Consider the following 15,840-nt stretch of genomic DNA (forward strand, 5'->3'; position numbering starts at 1 on the left):
CCAAGGCCCATCCTCGACGACATGACCTCCACCGACAACCCGGTCCGGCTGCAGGCGGTCTCCGCACCCGACCAGCCGGACGTGACGCCCGCTCTGGAGCAGCTCTACCGCGGCTTCGAGCAGGAGCTGCTCGTCCCGCTCTGGACCGAGATCGGCGACCTGATGCCCGCGCACCCGCGCAGCCGCGCGGTGCCGCATTGCTGGCGGTGGGAGGCGCTGCGATCGCTCGCGGCGCGGGCCGGCGAGATCGTGCCGGTGGGTCGCGGCGGCGAGCGGCGCGCGATCGCGCTCGCCAACCCGAGCCTGGGCGGGCGATCGTTCGCGACGCCGACGCTGTGGGCGGCGATCCAGTACCTGATGCCCGGCGAGGACGCCCCCGAGCACCGGCACACCCAGCACGCCTTCCGCTTCGTCGTCGAAGGAGAGGGCGTGTGGACCGTGGTCGGCGGCGACCCGGTGCCGATGCGGCGCGGCGACTTCCTGCCCCAGGCGGGCTGGAACTGGCACGCCCACCACAACGCGACGTCCGAGCCGATGGCCTGGATCGACGGGCTCGACATCCCCTTCCAGTACGTCACCGAGGCGCAGTTCTTCGAGTTCGGCCGCGACGCGATCTCCGACGCCGAGCGGACGACGCCCGACCGCTCCCGCTCCGAGCGGCTCTGGGGCCACCCCGGCCTGCGCCCGCTCTCCGCGACGCCCACGATGCCCGGCTCGCCGCTGCTCTCCTACAAGTGGGAGTTCACCGACCGCGCGCTCGCCGACCAGCTCGCCATCGAGGCCGAGGGCTTCGGCGGCACGGTCGAGCCGGGGCATGCAGCCGTCCGGTTCGCGAACCCCGCGACCGGCGCCGACGTCCTGCCGACGATCCGCGCCGAGATGCACCGCGTCGTCCGCGGCGCCGAGACCGCGCCGGTCCGAGAGACCGGCTCGTCGGTCTACCAGGTCTTCGACGGGTCCGGCACGGTCACCGTCGGCGACCACTCGTGGACGGTCACCCGCGGCGACCTGTTCGTCGTCCCGTCCTGGGAGGCCTTCTCCGCCCGCTCCGAGGCCGGCGCCACCGACTCCGACGCGCACAGCCTCGACCTCTTCCGCTTCTCCGACGCGCCCGTCTTCGAGGCGCTTCGGCTCAACCGACAGGAAGTCACCCGATGAAGCTCGCCACCCTCCGCACCCCCGCCGGGACCCGCGCCGTCCAGCAGGACGGCGACCGCCTCGTCGACCTCGGCTACGACGACCTCGGCGCCTACCTCGCCGCCGGCTCGCCCGCGGCGCCCGCGGCCGCGCCCACCTACCCCGCCGCGGACGCCGACTTCGCGCCCGTCGTCCCGAACCCGTCGAAGATCGTCTGCGTCGGCCACAACTACACCGACCACATCAAGGAGATGGGTCGCGAGCTGCCGGCCTATCCGACGCTCTTCCCGAAGTTCGCCGACACCCTCATCGGCGCCCACGACGACATCGTCAAGCCTGCCGAGACCGACGCCCTCGACTGGGAGGTCGAGCTCGTCGTCGTCATCGGCCAGCAGGTCCGGCGCGCCACCGAGGCCGAGGCGGAGGCCGCGATCGCCGGGTTCACGGTGATGAACGACGTGTCCGTGCGCGACTGGCAGTTCCGCACCATCGAGTGGACCCAGGGCAAGATCTGGGACTCCTCCACCCCGGTCGGTCCCTACCTGGTGACCCCCGACGAGCTGGGCGGCGTCCGTCCGGCGCTCCGGGTGTCGACCACGGTCGACGGCGAGGTCATGCAGTCCGACGACACCGGGACGCTGCTCTTCGACCCGGTCGCGCTGGTGCAGTACGTCTCGACGATCATCCGGCTCAACCCCGGCGACCTGATCGCCACCGGCACGCCCGCGGGCGTCGGCCACGCGCGCGACCCGAAGGTCTGCCTGGTCGGCGGAGAGACCGTGGTCACCGCGATCGACGGCATCGGCGCGTGCGTCAACCGGGTGGTGAAGCAGTGAGTGCCCGGACGCCGGCCGACGCGCGCCGCTGGAGCGATCTCGGCACCCGCCTCTTCCTCGACGCCGTGCGGACCACGGACATCGACGGCCCCAGCGCCCTCCCGGACTGGTCCCGCCGCCAGCTCGTCGCCCACGTCGCCGCCAACGCCGACGCGCTCGGCAACCTGGTGCACTGGGCTGCGACCGGCGAGGAGCGGCCGATGTACGCCTCGCCCGAGGACCGCGCGGCCGGCATCGAGCGCGGGGCGGCGCTGCCCGCCGACGGACTCGCCGTCTGGCTGCAGGCCTCCGCCGAGCGGCTCGCCGCCGCGACGGCCGCGCTCACCGACGAGCAGTGGTCGCACCCGGTGACCACTGCCCAGGGGCGGCAGGTGCCCGCGACCGAGATCCCGTGGCTGCGCGCCCGGGAGGTCTGCGTGCACGCGGTCGACCTCGATGCCGGCGTCGGCTTCGCGGACCTGCCCGACGACTTCCTGGCGGCGCTCGCGGCCGACGTCCGCGCCCAGCGCGGTGACGTCCCGGACGTCGACGGCCCGCTCGCCGAGCAGGTCGCCTGGCTGACCGGCCGGCCGCACGCGCTGGCCGACGCTCCCGAGATCGGAGCTTGGCTGTGAGCCCCGACGTGAGTCCCGACGTGCTGATCGTGGGCGGCGGCATCGGCGGCCTGAGCACGGCGTACGCGTTGACCCGGAAGGGCCTGCGGGTGCGGGTCCTCGAGCAGGCGCCGGAGTTCGGGGAGGTCGGCGCGGGCATCCAGCTCGCCCCCAACTGCACGCGGATCCTCGACCACTACGGCCTTCTCGACGAGGCCAAGTCCCTCGGTGTGCTGCCGGCGAGCATGGTGATGCGGGACGCCGTCGACGGCGCCGAGCTCACCCGGCTCGACCTGGTCGACCTCGAGCGGACCTACGGCTTCCCCTACCTGGTCATCCACCGCAGCGACCTGCACGGCCTGCTGCTGCGCGCCTGCCGGCGGGCGGGCGTCGACCTGCGCACCAGCCAGCGGGTCGTCCGCTACGCCGACACCGGCACCGGCACGGGGGCGCGCGTCGAGTTGGCCGACGGCCGGGTCGAGGAGGCGCCCGTCGTCATCGCCGCCGACGGCCTGCACTCCGTCGCCCGGCATCAGCTGATCGGCGACCAGCCGGTCAGCTCGGCGTACGTCGCCTACCGCGCCGCGGTCCCGATCGAGCAGGTCGACGCGGCCCGCGCGGTCGACCTCTCCGAGGTCGCCGTCTACGTCGGCCCCGGCTGCCACTTCGTCCACTACGGCCTGCGCGGTGGCGAGATCCTCAACCAGGTCGCGGTGTTCGAGTCCCCCAGCGCGCTCGACGGCGCCGACGAATGGGGCGGTCCGGAGGAGCTGGACGCCGCCTTCGCCGCCACCTGCGACGCCGTCCGGGCGGGCGTGCCGCTGATGTGGCGCGACCGCTGGTGGCCGATGTACGACCGCGACCCGATCGACCGATGGGTGCACGGCCGGATCGTGCTGCTCGGCGACGCCGCCCATCCGCCGCTGCAGTACCTGGCGCAGGGCGCGATCATGGCGATCGAGGACGGCTGGGTGCTCGCCGAGCACGTCGCGCGTCGTACCGGACCGGACGGCGCGGTCGACTGGGCCGGCGCCCTCGCCGCCTACGAGGCGGTCCGTCCCGAGCACTGCCGGCGCGTCGTCCTCACCGCCCGCGCGTGGGGGAGGCTGTGGCACCTCGACGGCCTCGCGCGCGAGCAGCGCAACCACCTGCTGCGGGCCCGCGCGACCCACGACCACACCTACACCGACTGGGTCTACGGCCCGACCGCGCTGACGCCGGAGGACGAGCCCGCGATGTTCCCGGTCGTCCCGCTCGACTCGGTGGACCTTGCGCCCGCCGGCACCTCCTGAGGGGATTCTTCGTCGAATCTGCCGCTGCGCAGCAGCATCTCCGCCTAGGGTGCCGCGAATGGGATGGAAGGACCTCGCCAAGGCGGCCAAGGCCGGCCTCGAGTGGGCGGACCAGAAGCGGGTCGAGCTGCAGGCCTACGAGCAGGCCACGACCGAGCGCGCCGCCGCGGCGCAGGTGCAGGCCGAGACCGAGCGCCGCGAGCGGCTGGCCATGCAGGCGACCGGCCAGGTCCGGCTCCGGCTGACCGGCGGCGAGGAGGGCACCCTCGACCGCGCGCTGCCGGTGACCGTCGACGAGCGCCCCGGCGGCCCGTCGTACGACGACGGCCCGGCGCCACTGGACTGGCTGCTGGTCCGCGTCGAGTCCACCGACCCGGTGCCGTTCGGCTCGACCACGCTCACCGAGCTCTCGCTCGCCGTACCGGCCTATGCGGGGCCGGGCCGCTACGACCTGGTCGACCTGATGCGCCGCGGCGAGGCCGGCGAGCTCGGCTGGTGGGAGGTGCTCGACATCTACCTCGCGCCGGCCGTCGAGGCGAGCGACACCACCTGGTACCCCGACCTCACCGCCGGGGCCGCGTGGATCGAGGTCGGCGACGGCGAGGTCACGCTCGACCTGCCGATGCAGTCGGCGGTCTCCGCGGTCCGGCTGACCGGGACGGTGCGCTGGGCCGGCTGACCCCGGGGGCGCGGGATACTCGACCCATGAACCCGGTCGACATCGCCGAGCCCCTCCGCTCCCGCTGGAGCCCCAGCGTCTTCGACGCCGCCCACGAGCTGAGCGACGACCAGATCACCCGGCTGCTCGAGGCCGCGCAGTGGGCCCCGAGCTCGGGCAACCGTCAGCCCTGGCGGTACGTCGTGGCGCCGCGTGGCAGCGCGCAGCACCAGGTCCTGGTCCCGCACCTGAGCCGCGGCAACTCCGGCTGGGTGCCGCGCGCGTCGGTGGTGTTCTTGTCGGTGGTCGAGCTCGGCCAGGACGGCGTCGAGCTGAGCGACGTCCTGATCCCGACCCACGACGTCGGCCAGGCGTCGGCCCACCTCACCCTGCAGGCGCAGGCGATGGGCCTGCACGCCCACCAGTTCGGCGGATTCGACCACGACGCGGTCGCCGCGGGCCTCGGGATCCCCGACTCCGCGCGGCTGCTCGCCGGCATCGCGGTCGGCGTTCGCGGCAACCCGGCCGAGGTGTCCGAGCGCGACGCCGAGCGCGACCACCGCGAGCGGTACCGGCGCCCCCTGGCCGAGACGGCGTACGGCGCCTGGGGCGTGCCGTGGCCCGGCCTGGCGCCGTCGGGTCCCAGCGGCGCCGAGCGCCACTGACGTGCGCGGTGGGCGCGGCACCGTCGCGGTGCTGGTGCTCCTCGCGGTCGTGGTCAACCTGCCGTTCCTGCACCAGGCCTGGCAGCGCCACCGGCTCGCCCAGGACGGTCGGCACGTCACCGCCGACGTGACCGCGACCGACGTGCTGCGGGCGAAGTCCGACCCGCTCTACGTCGTCCGCTTCCGGCTGCCGGAGGAGATCGACCCGGCGCGCACCACCTGGCCGGCCGAGGTCGACCGGGCGACCTACGAGCGGGCAGGGGAGTCGCGGCGGATCGGGGTTCGGGTGCTGCCCGACCGGCCGTCGGCCCAGCAGGTCGACGGCGAGCGGACGGGCTCCCTCGGCTATGTCGTCATCGGCGTCGTCATCGGCGTCGTCGACGCGATCGTCGTCCTCATCGGCTTGCTGCTCTGGGGGCAACGTCGCCGACGTGCTTCTGGTGAACCTGCCACACTGGAGCGGTGACCAGCCTCTCCGACTTCTCCGCCACGTCGATCGAGGGCAAGGACATCGACCTGTCGTCGTACGACGGCTCGGTGGTCCTCGTCGTCAACACCGCCTCCAAGTGCGGCCTCACGCCCCAGTACCAGGGCCTGCAGGAGCTCTACGACAGCTACGCCGACCGCGGCTTCACCATCCTCGGCTTCCCCTGCGACCAGTTCGCGCACCAGGAGCCCGGCACCGAGGACGAGATCGCCGACTTCTGCCAGCGCAACTACGGCGTCAGCTTCCCGATGTTCGCCAAGATCGACGTCAACGGCAAGGACACCCACCCGCTCTTCGAGTGGCTCAAGGACGAGAAGCGCGGCCTCATCGGCGGCGCGATCAAGTGGAACTTCACGAAGTTCCTGCTCGGCCGCGACGGCCAGGTCATCGACCGCTACGCGCCGACGACCGAGCCCGAGAAGATCTCCGACGACATCGAGAAGGCGCTCGGCTGATATGTAGCCCTCGGACCAACGACGAAGGGGCCGTCCCTGCTGGGACGGCCCCTTCGTGTTCGCTCCGGGCGGGTCAGACGCCGACGAGCTCCTTGTCCTCCTCGATCTCGCCCACGTGGACGGGCGCCGAGTCGCGCTCCAGCGACTCACCCTCGACGTCGACGTTCGGCAGGATCCGGTCGAGCCACCTCGGCAGCCACCAGGCCTTCTCGCCGAGCAGGTAGAGCACCGACGGGATGAGCACCATCCGGACCACGAAGGCGTCGAAGACGATCGACACGGCCAGGGCGAAGCCCATCGACTTCACCACCGCCTGGTCCTGCAGGATGAAGCCGGAGAACACTGCGATCATGATCGAGGCGGCCGCGGTGACGACGCGGGCGCTGTTGCGGAAGCCGTCGGCGACGGCCTCGTGCATCGGCAGCCCGTGGACGTGCGCCTCGCGCATCCGGGTCACCAGGAAGACCTGGTAGTCCATCGCGAGGCCGAACACCACGCCGATCAGGAAGATCGGCATGAAGCTCACGATCGGCTGGCCCTCGAAGATCCCGAGCGCGCCCTCCTGGAAGATCGCGACCGTCGCGCCCAGCGTCGCCAGCACCGAGAGCAGGAAGCCCAGGGTGGCGGTCAACGGCACCAGGATCGAGCGGAACACCAGCACCAGCAGCACGAACGCCAGGCCGATGACGACGGCCAGGTAGATCGGCAGCGCGCCGTTGAGGCGGTCGGACACGTCGGTGGTGATCGCGGTCAGGCCGGTCACGCCGACGACGGTGTCGGTCTGCTTCTCGATGCCGGACTGGCCGGCCCGCAGCGCCTCGAGCAGGTCGAGCGTCGCCGGGTCGTCGGGGCCGGAGGACGGCGTGATCTGGATCATCGCGCCGGTGCCGGGCTCCTTGACGTCGGGCGCGGCGTTGGTCGCGAGCAGGTCGGCGCTCGCGACGTCGTCCTGACCCTTGGCCCAGTCGACGATCCGGTCGTAGGCCGCCTGTCGCTCGTCGCCGGTGGTCAGCTTGCGGGCGTCGACGACGACCATCAGCGGACCCTGGCGACCCGGGCCGAAGGCCTCGTCGATGAGGTCGGACGCCTTGCGCTGCGTGGTGTCGGTCGGAGCTGTGCTGTCGGTCGGGAACGCGAGGTACATCTGCGTGATCGGCGCGGCCAGCGCGCCCAGCAGGATGACGACGCCGAGCGCCCAGGCGACCGGCGCCTTGGCGAGCAGGTGGGCCCAGCGGACGCCGTTGTTGTGCACCCGGCCGTGCTCGTCGCGCTTCGGGGCGTACTTGCGGACGACCCCGCGGAAGGCCCACGACTTGGTCATGCCGAGCAGTGCCGGCAGCAGGGTCAGCGCGACCATCACCGAGACGAACACGGTCGCCGCGGCCGCGAGGCCCATCGCGGTCAGGAACGGGATCCGGACGACGGCGAGCGCGGACAGCGCGATGAGGACGGTGAGGCCGGCGAAGACGACGGCGGAGCCCGCCGTACCGACGGCGATGCCGGCGGCGTGCGCGCGGTCGTCGGTGTGGTGCAGCTCGGTGCGGTAGCGGGCCAGGATGAACAGGGTGTAGTCGATGCCGACCGCGAGGCCGATCATCGTCGCCAGCATCGGCGTGCTGGAGCCGATGTCCATGACCGCGGTCATCGCGGTGATGCCGCTCATGCCGAGCCCGACGCCGAACATCGCGTTGATGAGCGGCATGCCGGCGGCGATCAGCGAGCCGAAGGTGAGCAGCAGGACGACGAGCGCGACGGCGAGACCGATCAGCTCGGACGAGCCGCCCGGCGGCTCCATGACCGCCATGCCGGGACCGTTGGCCTCGACCTGGAGACCGGAGTCGTCGGCGGTCTGGTCGAGGAGGCCCTCGAGCTTCTCGACCGAGGTCTTCCTCAGGTCGGCGGGCGTCTTGACGTCCCACTGGAAGGACAGGATGCCGACCCGGCCGTCGTCCGACAGTGTCGAGAACGACTTCGGGGTGCCCTCGGCCGCCGCCGCGGGCGCGCGCAGGCCGCCGTTGTGCGCGTCGGCCGGGTCCTTGCTCGCCTGCGGCAGCGAGGGGACGTCGTCGATGAGCCCCTGGATCGCGGTCTGGTAGGCCGGCTCGGCGAGCGTGTGACCCTTCGGCGCGGCGACCACGATGCTCACGGTCGCGTCGTCGAAGACGTCCCGGATCTGCGGGAAGAGCTCCTTCTGGATGTCGGCGGCCTTCTCGGACGGGATGCCCGGGATCGAGAAGGCGTCGGTCATCGGTTTGGAGAAGGCGGCTGCGAGGCTGCCGACGACGACGGCGAGCAGCAGCCATCCGGCGATGAAGAACGGCCAACGCCGGTAGGCGTTCTTGCCGAGGCGGTAGAGCAGGCGGGCCATGGGTGGGGCTCCTGGTGTGATCGTGGTGGGGGGAAGGGTGGAACAGAGAGGGTCAGGCGAGAGCGGTGCGCGCGTCGGCGACCGCCGCGTCGAAGTGCTCGGTGAAGGTCCGGCCCGGGTCTTCGGCGGTGCGGTCGAGCGCGTTGTCGAAGAAGGTGAGCAGCAGCTTGAGCAGCAGCCGCGCGCGCTGCGGCGGGAAGTCGTCGCCCTCCCGCTGCCGCACGCACTCGGCGAACCCGTCGGCCGCCGTCTCGAGCCGCTCGTGGACCAGCGCGAGCAGCCGGCTGTCGGAGACGACCGCCTGCCGCAGCGAGTTGATCAGCCCCTCGTCGGCCCGGTCGCGCGTCGCCTCGTGGGCCAGGACGAGCAGGTCGTCGAAGAGCCGCCCGGTCGGGCCGCCGGCGACGAAGGCGTCGACCGTGGCGGGATCGACCTCGATGCCGGGCCCGAGGACGACGTCCGCCTTGCCGTCGAAGTAGTTGAAGACGGTGCGGCGGGAGACCTCCGCGGCCACGGCCAGATCGTCGATGGTCCAGCCGTCGAAGCCCTTGTCGAGGGTCAGCTGCAGCGCGCACTGCTGCAGGCGCAGCGCGGTCTGGTGGCGCTTCGCCTCGCGACGGTTCGTGCACACCTCCGGCATAGAGTGCATCTTTGCACTCCTTTACAAGGAAGTGCAACTTTGTGACGGCCGTCACGTGGGACCTCCTGGCCTTTGCTGGTGCTTCCTGACGGTTGCAACGGGCAGGAAACGCAGGAATCCCCGCTGAAGCGGGGATTCCTGCACCCGCCGATCAGCCGCGGTTTGAGAGAGGGCTCGCCGGATACGATCTCGTGACCCGCCCCCCTTCCCCGGAGCTCACGTGACCGTCTTCCTCGTCCTCGGCATCGCCGGACTCGCCGTCCTCGCCCTGTCCCTGGTGGCCGGGGACCTGCTGGACGGTCCCTTCCAGGCCCTCGAGGCCGACTGGATCTCGACCGCCGCGATCGGTGGCTTCGTCTCCGCCTTCGGCTTCGCCGGGGCGATCTCCGACGACGCGGGCCTGCCGGTGCCGGCCTCGGTCGTGATCGGCGCGGGCGCGGGCCTCGTGGTCGGCTGGTTCGCCTGGTGGCTGACCCGGCTGGTCAAGAACGGGCCGAGCGACGGCACGCTCTCGATCACCCACAGCGTCGGTCAGGTCGCGCAGGTGGTGACCGACATCCCCGGCGAGGGGTACGGCGTCGTGCGCGTGGTCGTCGGCGGCCACAGCATGCGGCTCAACGCCACCGCCCACCAGCCGATCGCCGCCGGCACCCAGGTCAACGTCACCGGCGTGCTCTCGCCGACCGCGGTGAGCGTCGCCCAGGTCTGGCAGCCCTGATCGCCCAGCTCTCTCCTCCTCCACCCCTCCGAAGAACGGAACGCGATGAACACCGCCGTCCTGGTGCCGATCGTCGGCATCGTCGTCCTCATCATCTTGCTGGTGCTGCTCGTCACCAGCCGCTACAAGGTCGCCGGCCCCAACCAGGCCTTCATCGTCACCGGGCGCAAGGGCAAGGCGGTGATCAACCCCGAGACCGGTGAGCTGACCACCGACCTCTCCGGCCAGAAGGTCGTGCTCGGCGGTGGCGTCTTCGTCGTCCCGTTCGTCCAGAAGCTCGCCACCATGGACCTCTCCAGCCGCCGGATCTCGGTGCAGATCCGCGGCGCCGTGTCCGGGCAGGGCATCAAGCTCAACCTCGACGGCGTCGCGATCGTGAAGGTCGGCGGCAACGCCGACCAGATCCGCCTCGGCGCGCAGCGCTTCCTGTCGCAGCAGGCCGACATCGAGCCGTTCACGCAGGAGGTGCTCGCCGGTGCGCTGCGCTCCATCGTCGGCGGCCTGACCGTCGAGCAGATCATCCGTGACCGCGCGGCCTTCGCGCAGCGCGTCGCCGACGAGTCCGAGGCGTCGCTGACCGGCCAGGGCCTGATCCTCGACGCCTTCCAGATCCAGGACGTCACCGACGACGGCACCTACCTCGCCGACCTCGGCCGTCCCGAGGCCGCCCGGATCCAGCAGGCCGCCTCCATCGCCGAGGCCGAGGCCCGCCGCGCGGCCGAGCAGGCGCGGATCAAGGCCGAGGAGGAGATCGCGATCGCCCAGCGCCAGCTCGCGCTCAAGCAGGCCGAGATCAAGGCGGAGACCGACGCCGCCTCCGCCCAGGCCGCCGCGTCCGGCCCGCTGGCCCAGGCCGAGCGGGACCAGGCGATCCTCGCCGAGCAGGAGAAGGTCGCCGTCCAGCAGGCCGCGCTGACCGAGCGCCAGCTCGAGACCCAGGTCCGCAAGCCGGCCGACGCCGAGCGCTACCGGGTCGAGCAGGAGGCCGAGGCCCGTCGTACGTCGGAGATCGCGGCGGCCGAGGCGCGCAAGGCCGCGACCATCGCGGCGGCGGAGGCGAAGGCCGAGGAGGCCCGGCTGACCGGTGAGGCGGAGAAGTCCCGCCGTGCCGCGCTCGCCGAGGCCGAGGCGATCGAGGGCGCCAAGCGCGGTGAGGCCGAGAAGGCCCGCCGTGTCGCGGAGGCCGAGGCCACCCGGGCCGAGGGTGAGGCGCAGGCCGCCGCGACCCTCGCCGTCGGCCAGGCCGAGGCGGAGGCGATGGACAAGCGCGCCGAGGCGTTCGCGCACTACAACGACGCCGCGGTGCTGCAGATGCTCATCGAGGTGCTGCCGCAGGTCGCCCGCGAGGTCGCCGCGCCGATCGCCGCGATCGACCAGCTCACCGTGCTCTCGACCGACGGCGCGGGCGCGCTGCCCAAGCAGGTCACCGACAACGTCACCCAGACGCTGCAGATGCTGAAGACCTCGACCGGTCTCGACCTCGAGTCGCTGATCAAGCGGTCGGTGGGCAAGGCCGCGGACGGCGTCGTCCCGCCGGCGCTCGACGGCGTCGACGGGGCGTCGGCCTCCTAGGACCGACCGGGAGCGACCAGGCCGTGGTCGTAGGCGAACACGATCGCGGCCGGTCGGTCCCGCAGGCCGAGCTTGGTGAAGATCCGGCCGACGTGGCTCTTGACGGTCAGCTCGGAGATCACCAGCTCGCCCGCGATCTCGCCGTTGCTGCGGCCCAGCGCCATCGCGCGCAGGACCTCCAGCTCGCGCGAGGTCAGCGAGGACGTCGCCTCGGCCGTGGTCGCCGGCGCGGGCGCGAAGGTGCGGAACCGGTCGAGGACGCGGCCGGTCACCGCCGGATCGAGCCAGCTGTCGCCCCCGGCGACGGTGTGCGCCGCGCGGATCAGGTCGTCGGCGGAGGAGTCCTTGAGCAGGAACCCGGCCGCGCCCGCGCGCAGCGCCCCGGACAGCATCTCGTCGTCGTCGAAGGTCGTCAGCACGAGCACCGGCGGCCCGGCTGCGTCGACGATGGCCCGGGTCGCGGTGATGCCGTCGACGACGCGCATCCGCAGGTCCATCACGACCAGATCGACGCCGCCGTCGCCGAGCTGGTCGAGCGTGGCGGGGACCTCGCTCCCGTCGGCGCACTCGGCGACGATCTCGAAGCCGTCGCGCCGACGCAGGATGCGGCGCAGCCCGGAGCGGACCAGCTCCTGGTCGTCGACGAGCACGACCCTGATCGCCCCGTCGCTCATGCGAGCCTCGGGATCTCGATGGTGAGCGGGTAGGGCGGCTTGGCGCGGCGCGAGTGTGGCCGCAGGTGGACGTCGACCACCCAGGCGCCGCCGTACTGGCCGGCGTTGAACCGGGCGCCGAGCTGGGCCGCCCGGGCCTCCATGCCGGCCATCCCGAGGTTGAGCCCGTCGGGGCGGGCGCGTCCGGTGGCGGGCAGCGCGTTCGACACGGTGAGCCGGGTGGAGGCGCCGTTGACGGTCAGCCGGACGTGGACCGGCACCTGCTTGCCGGCGTACTTCGCGGCGTTGGCGAGCGACTCCTGCGCGATCCGGTAGAGCCCGAGGCCCTCGGCGTGGGGGACGGTGGTGAGGTCGCCGGCCTCCAGGTACTCGATGGCCATGCCGGCGCCCTGCAACTCGCGGACCAGGCCGGCGATGTCGCTGGCCTGCGGCAGCGTGTGGCGCTCGGAGCGCCCGCCGGCCAGGTCGCTCATCACCATCCGGATGTCGGTCATCGCCTTGCGGCCGACCTGCTCGGCGGACGCGAGCGCGGCGTCGATGTCGTCGATCGACTGCTCCCGCTCCTCGGCGCCGTCGGCCTCGCGGACGTAGTCGAGGCCGTGCCGCACACCGGTGATCTGGAGCAGGGTGACGCTCAGCGAGTGGGCGACCAGGTCGTGGACCTCGCGGGTGATCCGCTGCCGCTCGGCCGTGGTCGCCTGCTCCCACGCGCGCGTGCGTGCCTCGCGCTCGGCCGCCAGCGCCCGCATCTGCCACAGCAGCATCGCGCCGACCAGGAAGCCGAGCATGATCTCGAGGACGTGGACCGGCATGCCGGCGACGCCCGGCCCGAGCGCGGCGCCGGCCACGATCGCCTGGCTGACGATGCCGACGATCGCGCCCTGGCGCAGCCCGTCGCGAGCGGTGATCTCAGCGGTGACCAGTGCGAGCAGCGCGGGCGCGAGGTCGACCACGCCGTCGGGAGGGTGCAGCATCAGCAGCACCGCCGCGACGAGCGCCCCCGCGATGTCGAGCCACCACGGCAGCCACCGGTCGACGGCGAACGCGAGGACCGGCGACACGAGCACCAGCACCAGGCACAGCGCCAGCGGATCGAGCGGCCAGAGCGCGTCGCGGAACCACAGCGCGCCGAGCACCGACACCACCTGCCCGGTGGTGCACACCACGGGCACCCACCAGGGGCAGAGGATGTGGCGTGCGTCGAGGTTGTCCTCGATCTGCGCACGGAGCCAGCGCAACATGGCCCCCAGCGTAGGGACGGGTGCGGCGTAGGTCATCCCGCCGGGGAAGGTGCCGCGTCTCCTCCCCTGGGAGGAGGCCGACGGTCGGCAAGTGCCTGCCGTCGGCCGATGTCCGCGACCGCCCCGGCCTCGTAGGTTCGACGCATGACCTGGACCGAGACGCACCGCCGCTGGCAGGCCCTCCGCGCGGTGGAGGAGCAGCTGTGGGCCGCCGCCGACCCCGTGCTGCCGTGGGACGACGAGCTCGCCGCGATCTTCGGCGACCGCGAGGGCCTGAGGGCCGCGCTGCGCTACCGCTGGCGGCTCGCCGTCAGCGCCCAGCTCGACACGCACCTGCCCGAGCGGGTCCTCGAGGAGCAGCGCCGCCGCTTGGCCGAGCGTGCGCGCGGGGTGCTGCGGGTGCTCGACGACGAGGCGCTGGACAAGGGCGGCCGCGACGAGTTGGGTACGACGCATGCGGTCGCCTGATCTGGCTCGTGCCGTCGACCTCCCTCGCTCCTTCACCGCGTGGGCGCTGGCCCACGGGCTGCAGCGCACGATGATCCAGCGCGGCGCGCGCAAGGGCGACCTGATCAGCCGGATGGTGATGGACCCGGCCCTGCGCCTCGACCCGTTCCCGGCCTACGAGGAGCTGCGCGGTCGCGGCCCGATCTCGGCCAACGGCCTGATCTCCGCCAGCGTCGACCACGCGGTGTGCAACGAGGTGCTGCGCAGCGACGCCTTCGGCACCGCGGGCGGTCAGGGCGAGCTGCCCGGGCCGCTGCGGTGGCTGCACCACAAGGTGATCGACCCCGACACGCTCGGCCCGGTCGACCCGCCGTCCATGCTGGCCGTCGACCCGCCGCTGCACACCCGCTACCGCAAGCAGGTCGCCCGCGCGTTCACCGCGCGCAAGGTCGGCCGGATGGGCGACCGGGTCGACGAGGTGGCCACCACGCTGCTCGACGACCTCGCGGGCGTCGACGACTTCGACCTGGTCGACCGCTACGCCTCGCTGCTGCCGGTCGCCGTCATCGCCGACCTGCTCGGCGTCCCCGAGGCCGACCGCGGGCGGCTGCTCGCCCTCGGCAACGAGGCCGCGGTGACCCTCGACCCGGGTCTGTCCTGGCGGCAGTTCCGGCGGGCCGAGACGGCGCTGCGCGAGATGCACACCTGGTTCCGAGGCCATGTCGAGCGCATCTCCGCCGACCCGGGCGACGACCTGATCAGCCAGCTGGTCCTGCTCGACGGTCCCGACCGGCTCTCCCCGGTCGAGCTGCACCAGGTCGGGCTGCTGGTCCTCGCCGCCGGCTTCGAGACCACCGTCAACCTGATCGGCAACGCCGTCGCCATGCTCGACGGCCACCCCGACCAGCTCCGCTGGCTGCGCGACAACCCCGACGCCTGGCCCAACGCCGTCGACGAGGTGCTGCGCCACCAGTCGCCGGTGCAGCTCACCCTCCGCATCGCGCTGCGCGCGACCGAGGTCGCCGGCAAGCGCTTCGAGCCGGGCCACGGGATCCTGCTCTACCTCGGCGGCGCCAATCGCGACCCGCAGGTCTTCGCCGAGCCGGCGACCTTCGACGTCACCCGCGCCAACGCCGACCAGCACATCGCGTTCTCCGCAGGCGTCCACTACTGCCTCGGCGCCAGCCTGGCCCGGCTCGAGACGGCGGTCGCGCTCCGGGCCCTCTACGAGCGCTTCCCCGACCTGCACGTCGCCGGTCGTCCCGAACGCCGCGGCACCCGGGTGCTGCGCGGGTTCGAGCGGCTGCCGGTCAGCACCCGGGCGGGGGTGGTCGCCTGACCGCCTCCCGCTGCCGGGGCTATTCCTGCACCGCCGAGAAGTGCTGATAGTCGATCGGTCCGTGCCAGCGGCCGCCCCAGTGCCAGCCCGCGTCCTCGAAGGCCGCCACCGCGGGGCTGCCGTCGAGGATCACGCCGGGCCGCGCCCGCGTCCGGTCGAGGTACGGCCGCGACCCCGGGTGGCTGGTCCGCCCGGCGCCGGCGCCGTACACGTACGGGTTCTCGAGCGGATCGAGATCGATCGCCCGCCCGTAGGCGTGCTGTGACCACGTCGTCGTCGAGCCGGTCTTGGGGCGGCAGTTGAAGGCGGAGGTGTTGTCGGCCTCGATCGACGCGTAGTCGTCGCCGCCGTACGCCTCGATGGGCTGCATCCGCCGGATCGGGAAGTCGATCTCGTAGAGCCGCCGGAAGATCCGGCCGACCGCCGCCACGGCGTCGTGGTGCACCACGAGCCGTCCGGTACGACGCCGGCCGGCGAAGTCGCGGTAGGTCAGCCGGACCACCCGCAGGTCGCGCAGCGGCACCGGGCAGCCCGGATGCCAGGTGACCCCGCGCATCGCCGCCTGCTCCGCGCCGGACAGGTGTCGGCTGCGCACCGAGAAGCCCGCGTCCGCCGCCTCGCCGCCCGAGGCCGGCGAGGTCGGCGCGGTGGTGCCGGGCGCACGGGTCGGCGCCGGCTCGGGCGCGCCGCCGGTCGCGGCGCAGCCGGCGGCGAGCAC

At 72.9% G+C, this 15,840-nt stretch carries 17 protein-coding genes; 12 read left to right on the forward strand and 5 right to left on the reverse strand.

Annotated features, from left to right (window positions below):
- Positions 1 to 21: 21 nt before the first annotated feature.
- Genes AB4880_RS17045 through AB4880_RS17080 form a run of 8 tightly spaced genes read left to right on the forward strand, consistent with a single transcriptional unit; the run spans position 22 to position 6,123 of the window.
- Positions 22 to 1,158, forward strand: coding sequence for a cupin domain-containing protein (locus tag AB4880_RS17045; RefSeq protein WP_367920420.1), 1,137 nt, complete (start codon positions 22 to 24; stop codon positions 1,156 to 1,158).
- On the forward strand, positions 1,155 to 1,973 hold the full coding sequence (locus AB4880_RS17050) for a fumarylacetoacetate hydrolase family protein (RefSeq protein WP_367920421.1): 819 nt from the start codon (positions 1,155 to 1,157) through the stop codon (positions 1,971 to 1,973). The genes AB4880_RS17045 and AB4880_RS17050 overlap by 4 nt, the downstream gene beginning before the upstream one ends.
- Positions 1,970 to 2,587 carry a maleylpyruvate isomerase family mycothiol-dependent enzyme gene (locus tag AB4880_RS17055; RefSeq protein ID WP_367920422.1) on the forward strand — a complete coding sequence of 206 codons (618 nt, stop codon included), beginning with the start codon at positions 1,970 to 1,972 and terminating at the stop codon, positions 2,585 to 2,587. The genes AB4880_RS17050 and AB4880_RS17055 overlap by 4 nt, the downstream gene beginning before the upstream one ends.
- The gene (locus tag AB4880_RS17060; RefSeq protein WP_367920423.1) at positions 2,584 to 3,858 is read left to right on the forward strand and encodes an FAD-dependent oxidoreductase; all 1,275 of its coding nucleotides are present in this window, start codon (positions 2,584 to 2,586) and stop codon (positions 3,856 to 3,858) included. The genes AB4880_RS17055 and AB4880_RS17060 overlap by 4 nt, the downstream gene beginning before the upstream one ends.
- A 58-nt stretch (positions 3,859 to 3,916) precedes the next feature.
- Entirely contained in the window at positions 3,917 to 4,537 is a 621-nt protein-coding gene (locus AB4880_RS17065; protein WP_367920424.1) for a hypothetical protein, read from the forward strand.
- A 26-nt stretch (positions 4,538 to 4,563) separates the two neighbouring features.
- Positions 4,564 to 5,181, forward strand: coding sequence for a nitroreductase family protein (locus tag AB4880_RS17070; protein WP_367920425.1), 618 nt, complete (start codon positions 4,564 to 4,566; stop codon positions 5,179 to 5,181).
- Between the two features lies 1 nt (position 5,182).
- On the forward strand, positions 5,183 to 5,647 hold the full coding sequence (locus AB4880_RS17075) for a DUF3592 domain-containing protein (protein WP_367920426.1): 465 nt from the start codon (positions 5,183 to 5,185) through the stop codon (positions 5,645 to 5,647).
- The gene (locus tag AB4880_RS17080; RefSeq protein WP_367920427.1) at positions 5,644 to 6,123 is read left to right on the forward strand and encodes a glutathione peroxidase; all 480 of its coding nucleotides are present in this window, start codon (positions 5,644 to 5,646) and stop codon (positions 6,121 to 6,123) included. The genes AB4880_RS17075 and AB4880_RS17080 overlap by 4 nt, the downstream gene beginning before the upstream one ends.
- Before the next feature lie 73 nt (positions 6,124 to 6,196).
- Here AB4880_RS17080 and AB4880_RS17085 read toward each other — a convergent pair whose 3' ends face one another.
- Positions 6,197 to 8,491 carry an MMPL family transporter gene (locus AB4880_RS17085; RefSeq protein WP_367920428.1) on the reverse strand — a complete coding sequence of 765 codons (2,295 nt, stop codon included), beginning with the start codon at positions 8,489 to 8,491 and terminating at the stop codon, positions 6,197 to 6,199.
- Between the two features lie 52 nt (positions 8,492 to 8,543).
- Positions 8,544 to 9,140, reverse strand: a complete 597-nt coding sequence (locus AB4880_RS17090) for a TetR/AcrR family transcriptional regulator (RefSeq protein WP_367920429.1) — start codon at positions 9,138 to 9,140, stop codon at positions 8,544 to 8,546.
- A gap of 211 nt (positions 9,141 to 9,351) precedes the next feature.
- On the opposite strand from AB4880_RS17090, the gene AB4880_RS17095 reads away from it, so the two are divergent.
- Positions 9,352 to 9,849, forward strand: coding sequence for an NfeD C-terminal domain-containing protein (locus AB4880_RS17095; RefSeq protein ID WP_367920430.1), 498 nt, complete (start codon positions 9,352 to 9,354; stop codon positions 9,847 to 9,849).
- Positions 9,850 to 9,894: 45 nt separating this feature from the next.
- Positions 9,895 to 11,421, forward strand: a complete 1,527-nt coding sequence (locus AB4880_RS17100; protein ID WP_367920431.1) for a flotillin family protein — start codon at positions 9,895 to 9,897, stop codon at positions 11,419 to 11,421.
- Here AB4880_RS17100 and AB4880_RS17105 read toward each other — a convergent pair.
- On the reverse strand, positions 11,418 to 12,095 hold the full coding sequence (locus tag AB4880_RS17105) for a response regulator transcription factor (protein WP_367920432.1): 678 nt from the start codon (positions 12,093 to 12,095) through the stop codon (positions 11,418 to 11,420). The two genes, AB4880_RS17100 and AB4880_RS17105, sit on opposite strands and share 4 nt — an antisense overlap.
- Positions 12,092 to 13,336, reverse strand: a complete 1,245-nt coding sequence (locus AB4880_RS17110) for a sensor histidine kinase (protein ID WP_367920433.1) — start codon at positions 13,334 to 13,336, stop codon at positions 12,092 to 12,094. The genes AB4880_RS17105 and AB4880_RS17110 overlap by 4 nt, the downstream gene beginning before the upstream one ends.
- Positions 13,337 to 13,480: 144 nt before the next feature.
- On the opposite strand from AB4880_RS17110, the gene AB4880_RS17115 reads away from it, so the two are divergent.
- Together AB4880_RS17115 and AB4880_RS17120 are read left to right on the forward strand one after the other, a co-directional pair.
- Positions 13,481 to 13,804 carry a hypothetical protein gene (locus AB4880_RS17115; protein WP_367920434.1) on the forward strand — a complete coding sequence of 108 codons (324 nt, stop codon included), beginning with the start codon at positions 13,481 to 13,483 and terminating at the stop codon, positions 13,802 to 13,804.
- A complete protein-coding gene (locus AB4880_RS17120) occupies positions 13,791 to 15,122 on the forward strand; it encodes a cytochrome P450 (protein ID WP_367920435.1) in 1,332 nt (443 codons plus the stop codon). The genes AB4880_RS17115 and AB4880_RS17120 overlap by 14 nt, the downstream gene beginning before the upstream one ends.
- Before the next feature lie 19 nt (positions 15,123 to 15,141).
- Here the strand turns inward: AB4880_RS17120 and AB4880_RS17125 are convergent.
- On the reverse strand, positions 15,142 to 15,840 hold a 699-nt coding region (locus AB4880_RS17125), incomplete at its 5' end, for a M15 family metallopeptidase (RefSeq protein WP_367920436.1).

Source organism: Nocardioides ginsengisoli, from assembly GCF_039537225.1.
GTDB classification, from domain to species: domain Bacteria; phylum Actinomycetota; class Actinomycetes; order Propionibacteriales; family Nocardioidaceae; genus Nocardioides; species Nocardioides ginsengisoli.

Excerpts from the sequence above, each read along its gene's own strand:
- AB4880_RS17045 (WP_367920420.1), top strand. The coding sequence starts at position 22 with ATGACCTCCACCGACAACCCGGTCCGGCTGCAGGCGGTCTCCGCACCC.
- AB4880_RS17050 (WP_367920421.1), top strand. The coding sequence starts at position 1,155 with ATGAAGCTCGCCACCCTCCGCACCCCCGCCGGGACCCGCGCCGTCCAG.
- AB4880_RS17065 (WP_367920424.1), top strand. The coding sequence starts at position 3,917 with ATGGGATGGAAGGACCTCGCCAAGGCGGCCAAGGCCGGCCTCGAGTGG.
- AB4880_RS17070 (WP_367920425.1), top strand. The coding sequence starts at position 4,564 with ATGAACCCGGTCGACATCGCCGAGCCCCTCCGCTCCCGCTGGAGCCCC.
- AB4880_RS17085 (WP_367920428.1), bottom strand. The coding sequence starts at position 8,491 with ATGGCCCGCCTGCTCTACCGCCTCGGCAAGAACGCCTACCGGCGTTGG.
- AB4880_RS17090 (WP_367920429.1), bottom strand. The coding sequence starts at position 9,140 with ATGCACTCTATGCCGGAGGTGTGCACGAACCGTCGCGAGGCGAAGCGC.
- AB4880_RS17100 (WP_367920431.1), top strand. The coding sequence starts at position 9,895 with ATGAACACCGCCGTCCTGGTGCCGATCGTCGGCATCGTCGTCCTCATC.
- AB4880_RS17105 (WP_367920432.1), bottom strand. The coding sequence starts at position 12,095 with ATGAGCGACGGGGCGATCAGGGTCGTGCTCGTCGACGACCAGGAGCTG.
- AB4880_RS17110 (WP_367920433.1), bottom strand. The coding sequence starts at position 13,336 with ATGTTGCGCTGGCTCCGTGCGCAGATCGAGGACAACCTCGACGCACGC.
- AB4880_RS17115 (WP_367920434.1), top strand. The coding sequence starts at position 13,481 with ATGACCTGGACCGAGACGCACCGCCGCTGGCAGGCCCTCCGCGCGGTG.
- AB4880_RS17120 (WP_367920435.1), top strand. The coding sequence starts at position 13,791 with ATGCGGTCGCCTGATCTGGCTCGTGCCGTCGACCTCCCTCGCTCCTTC.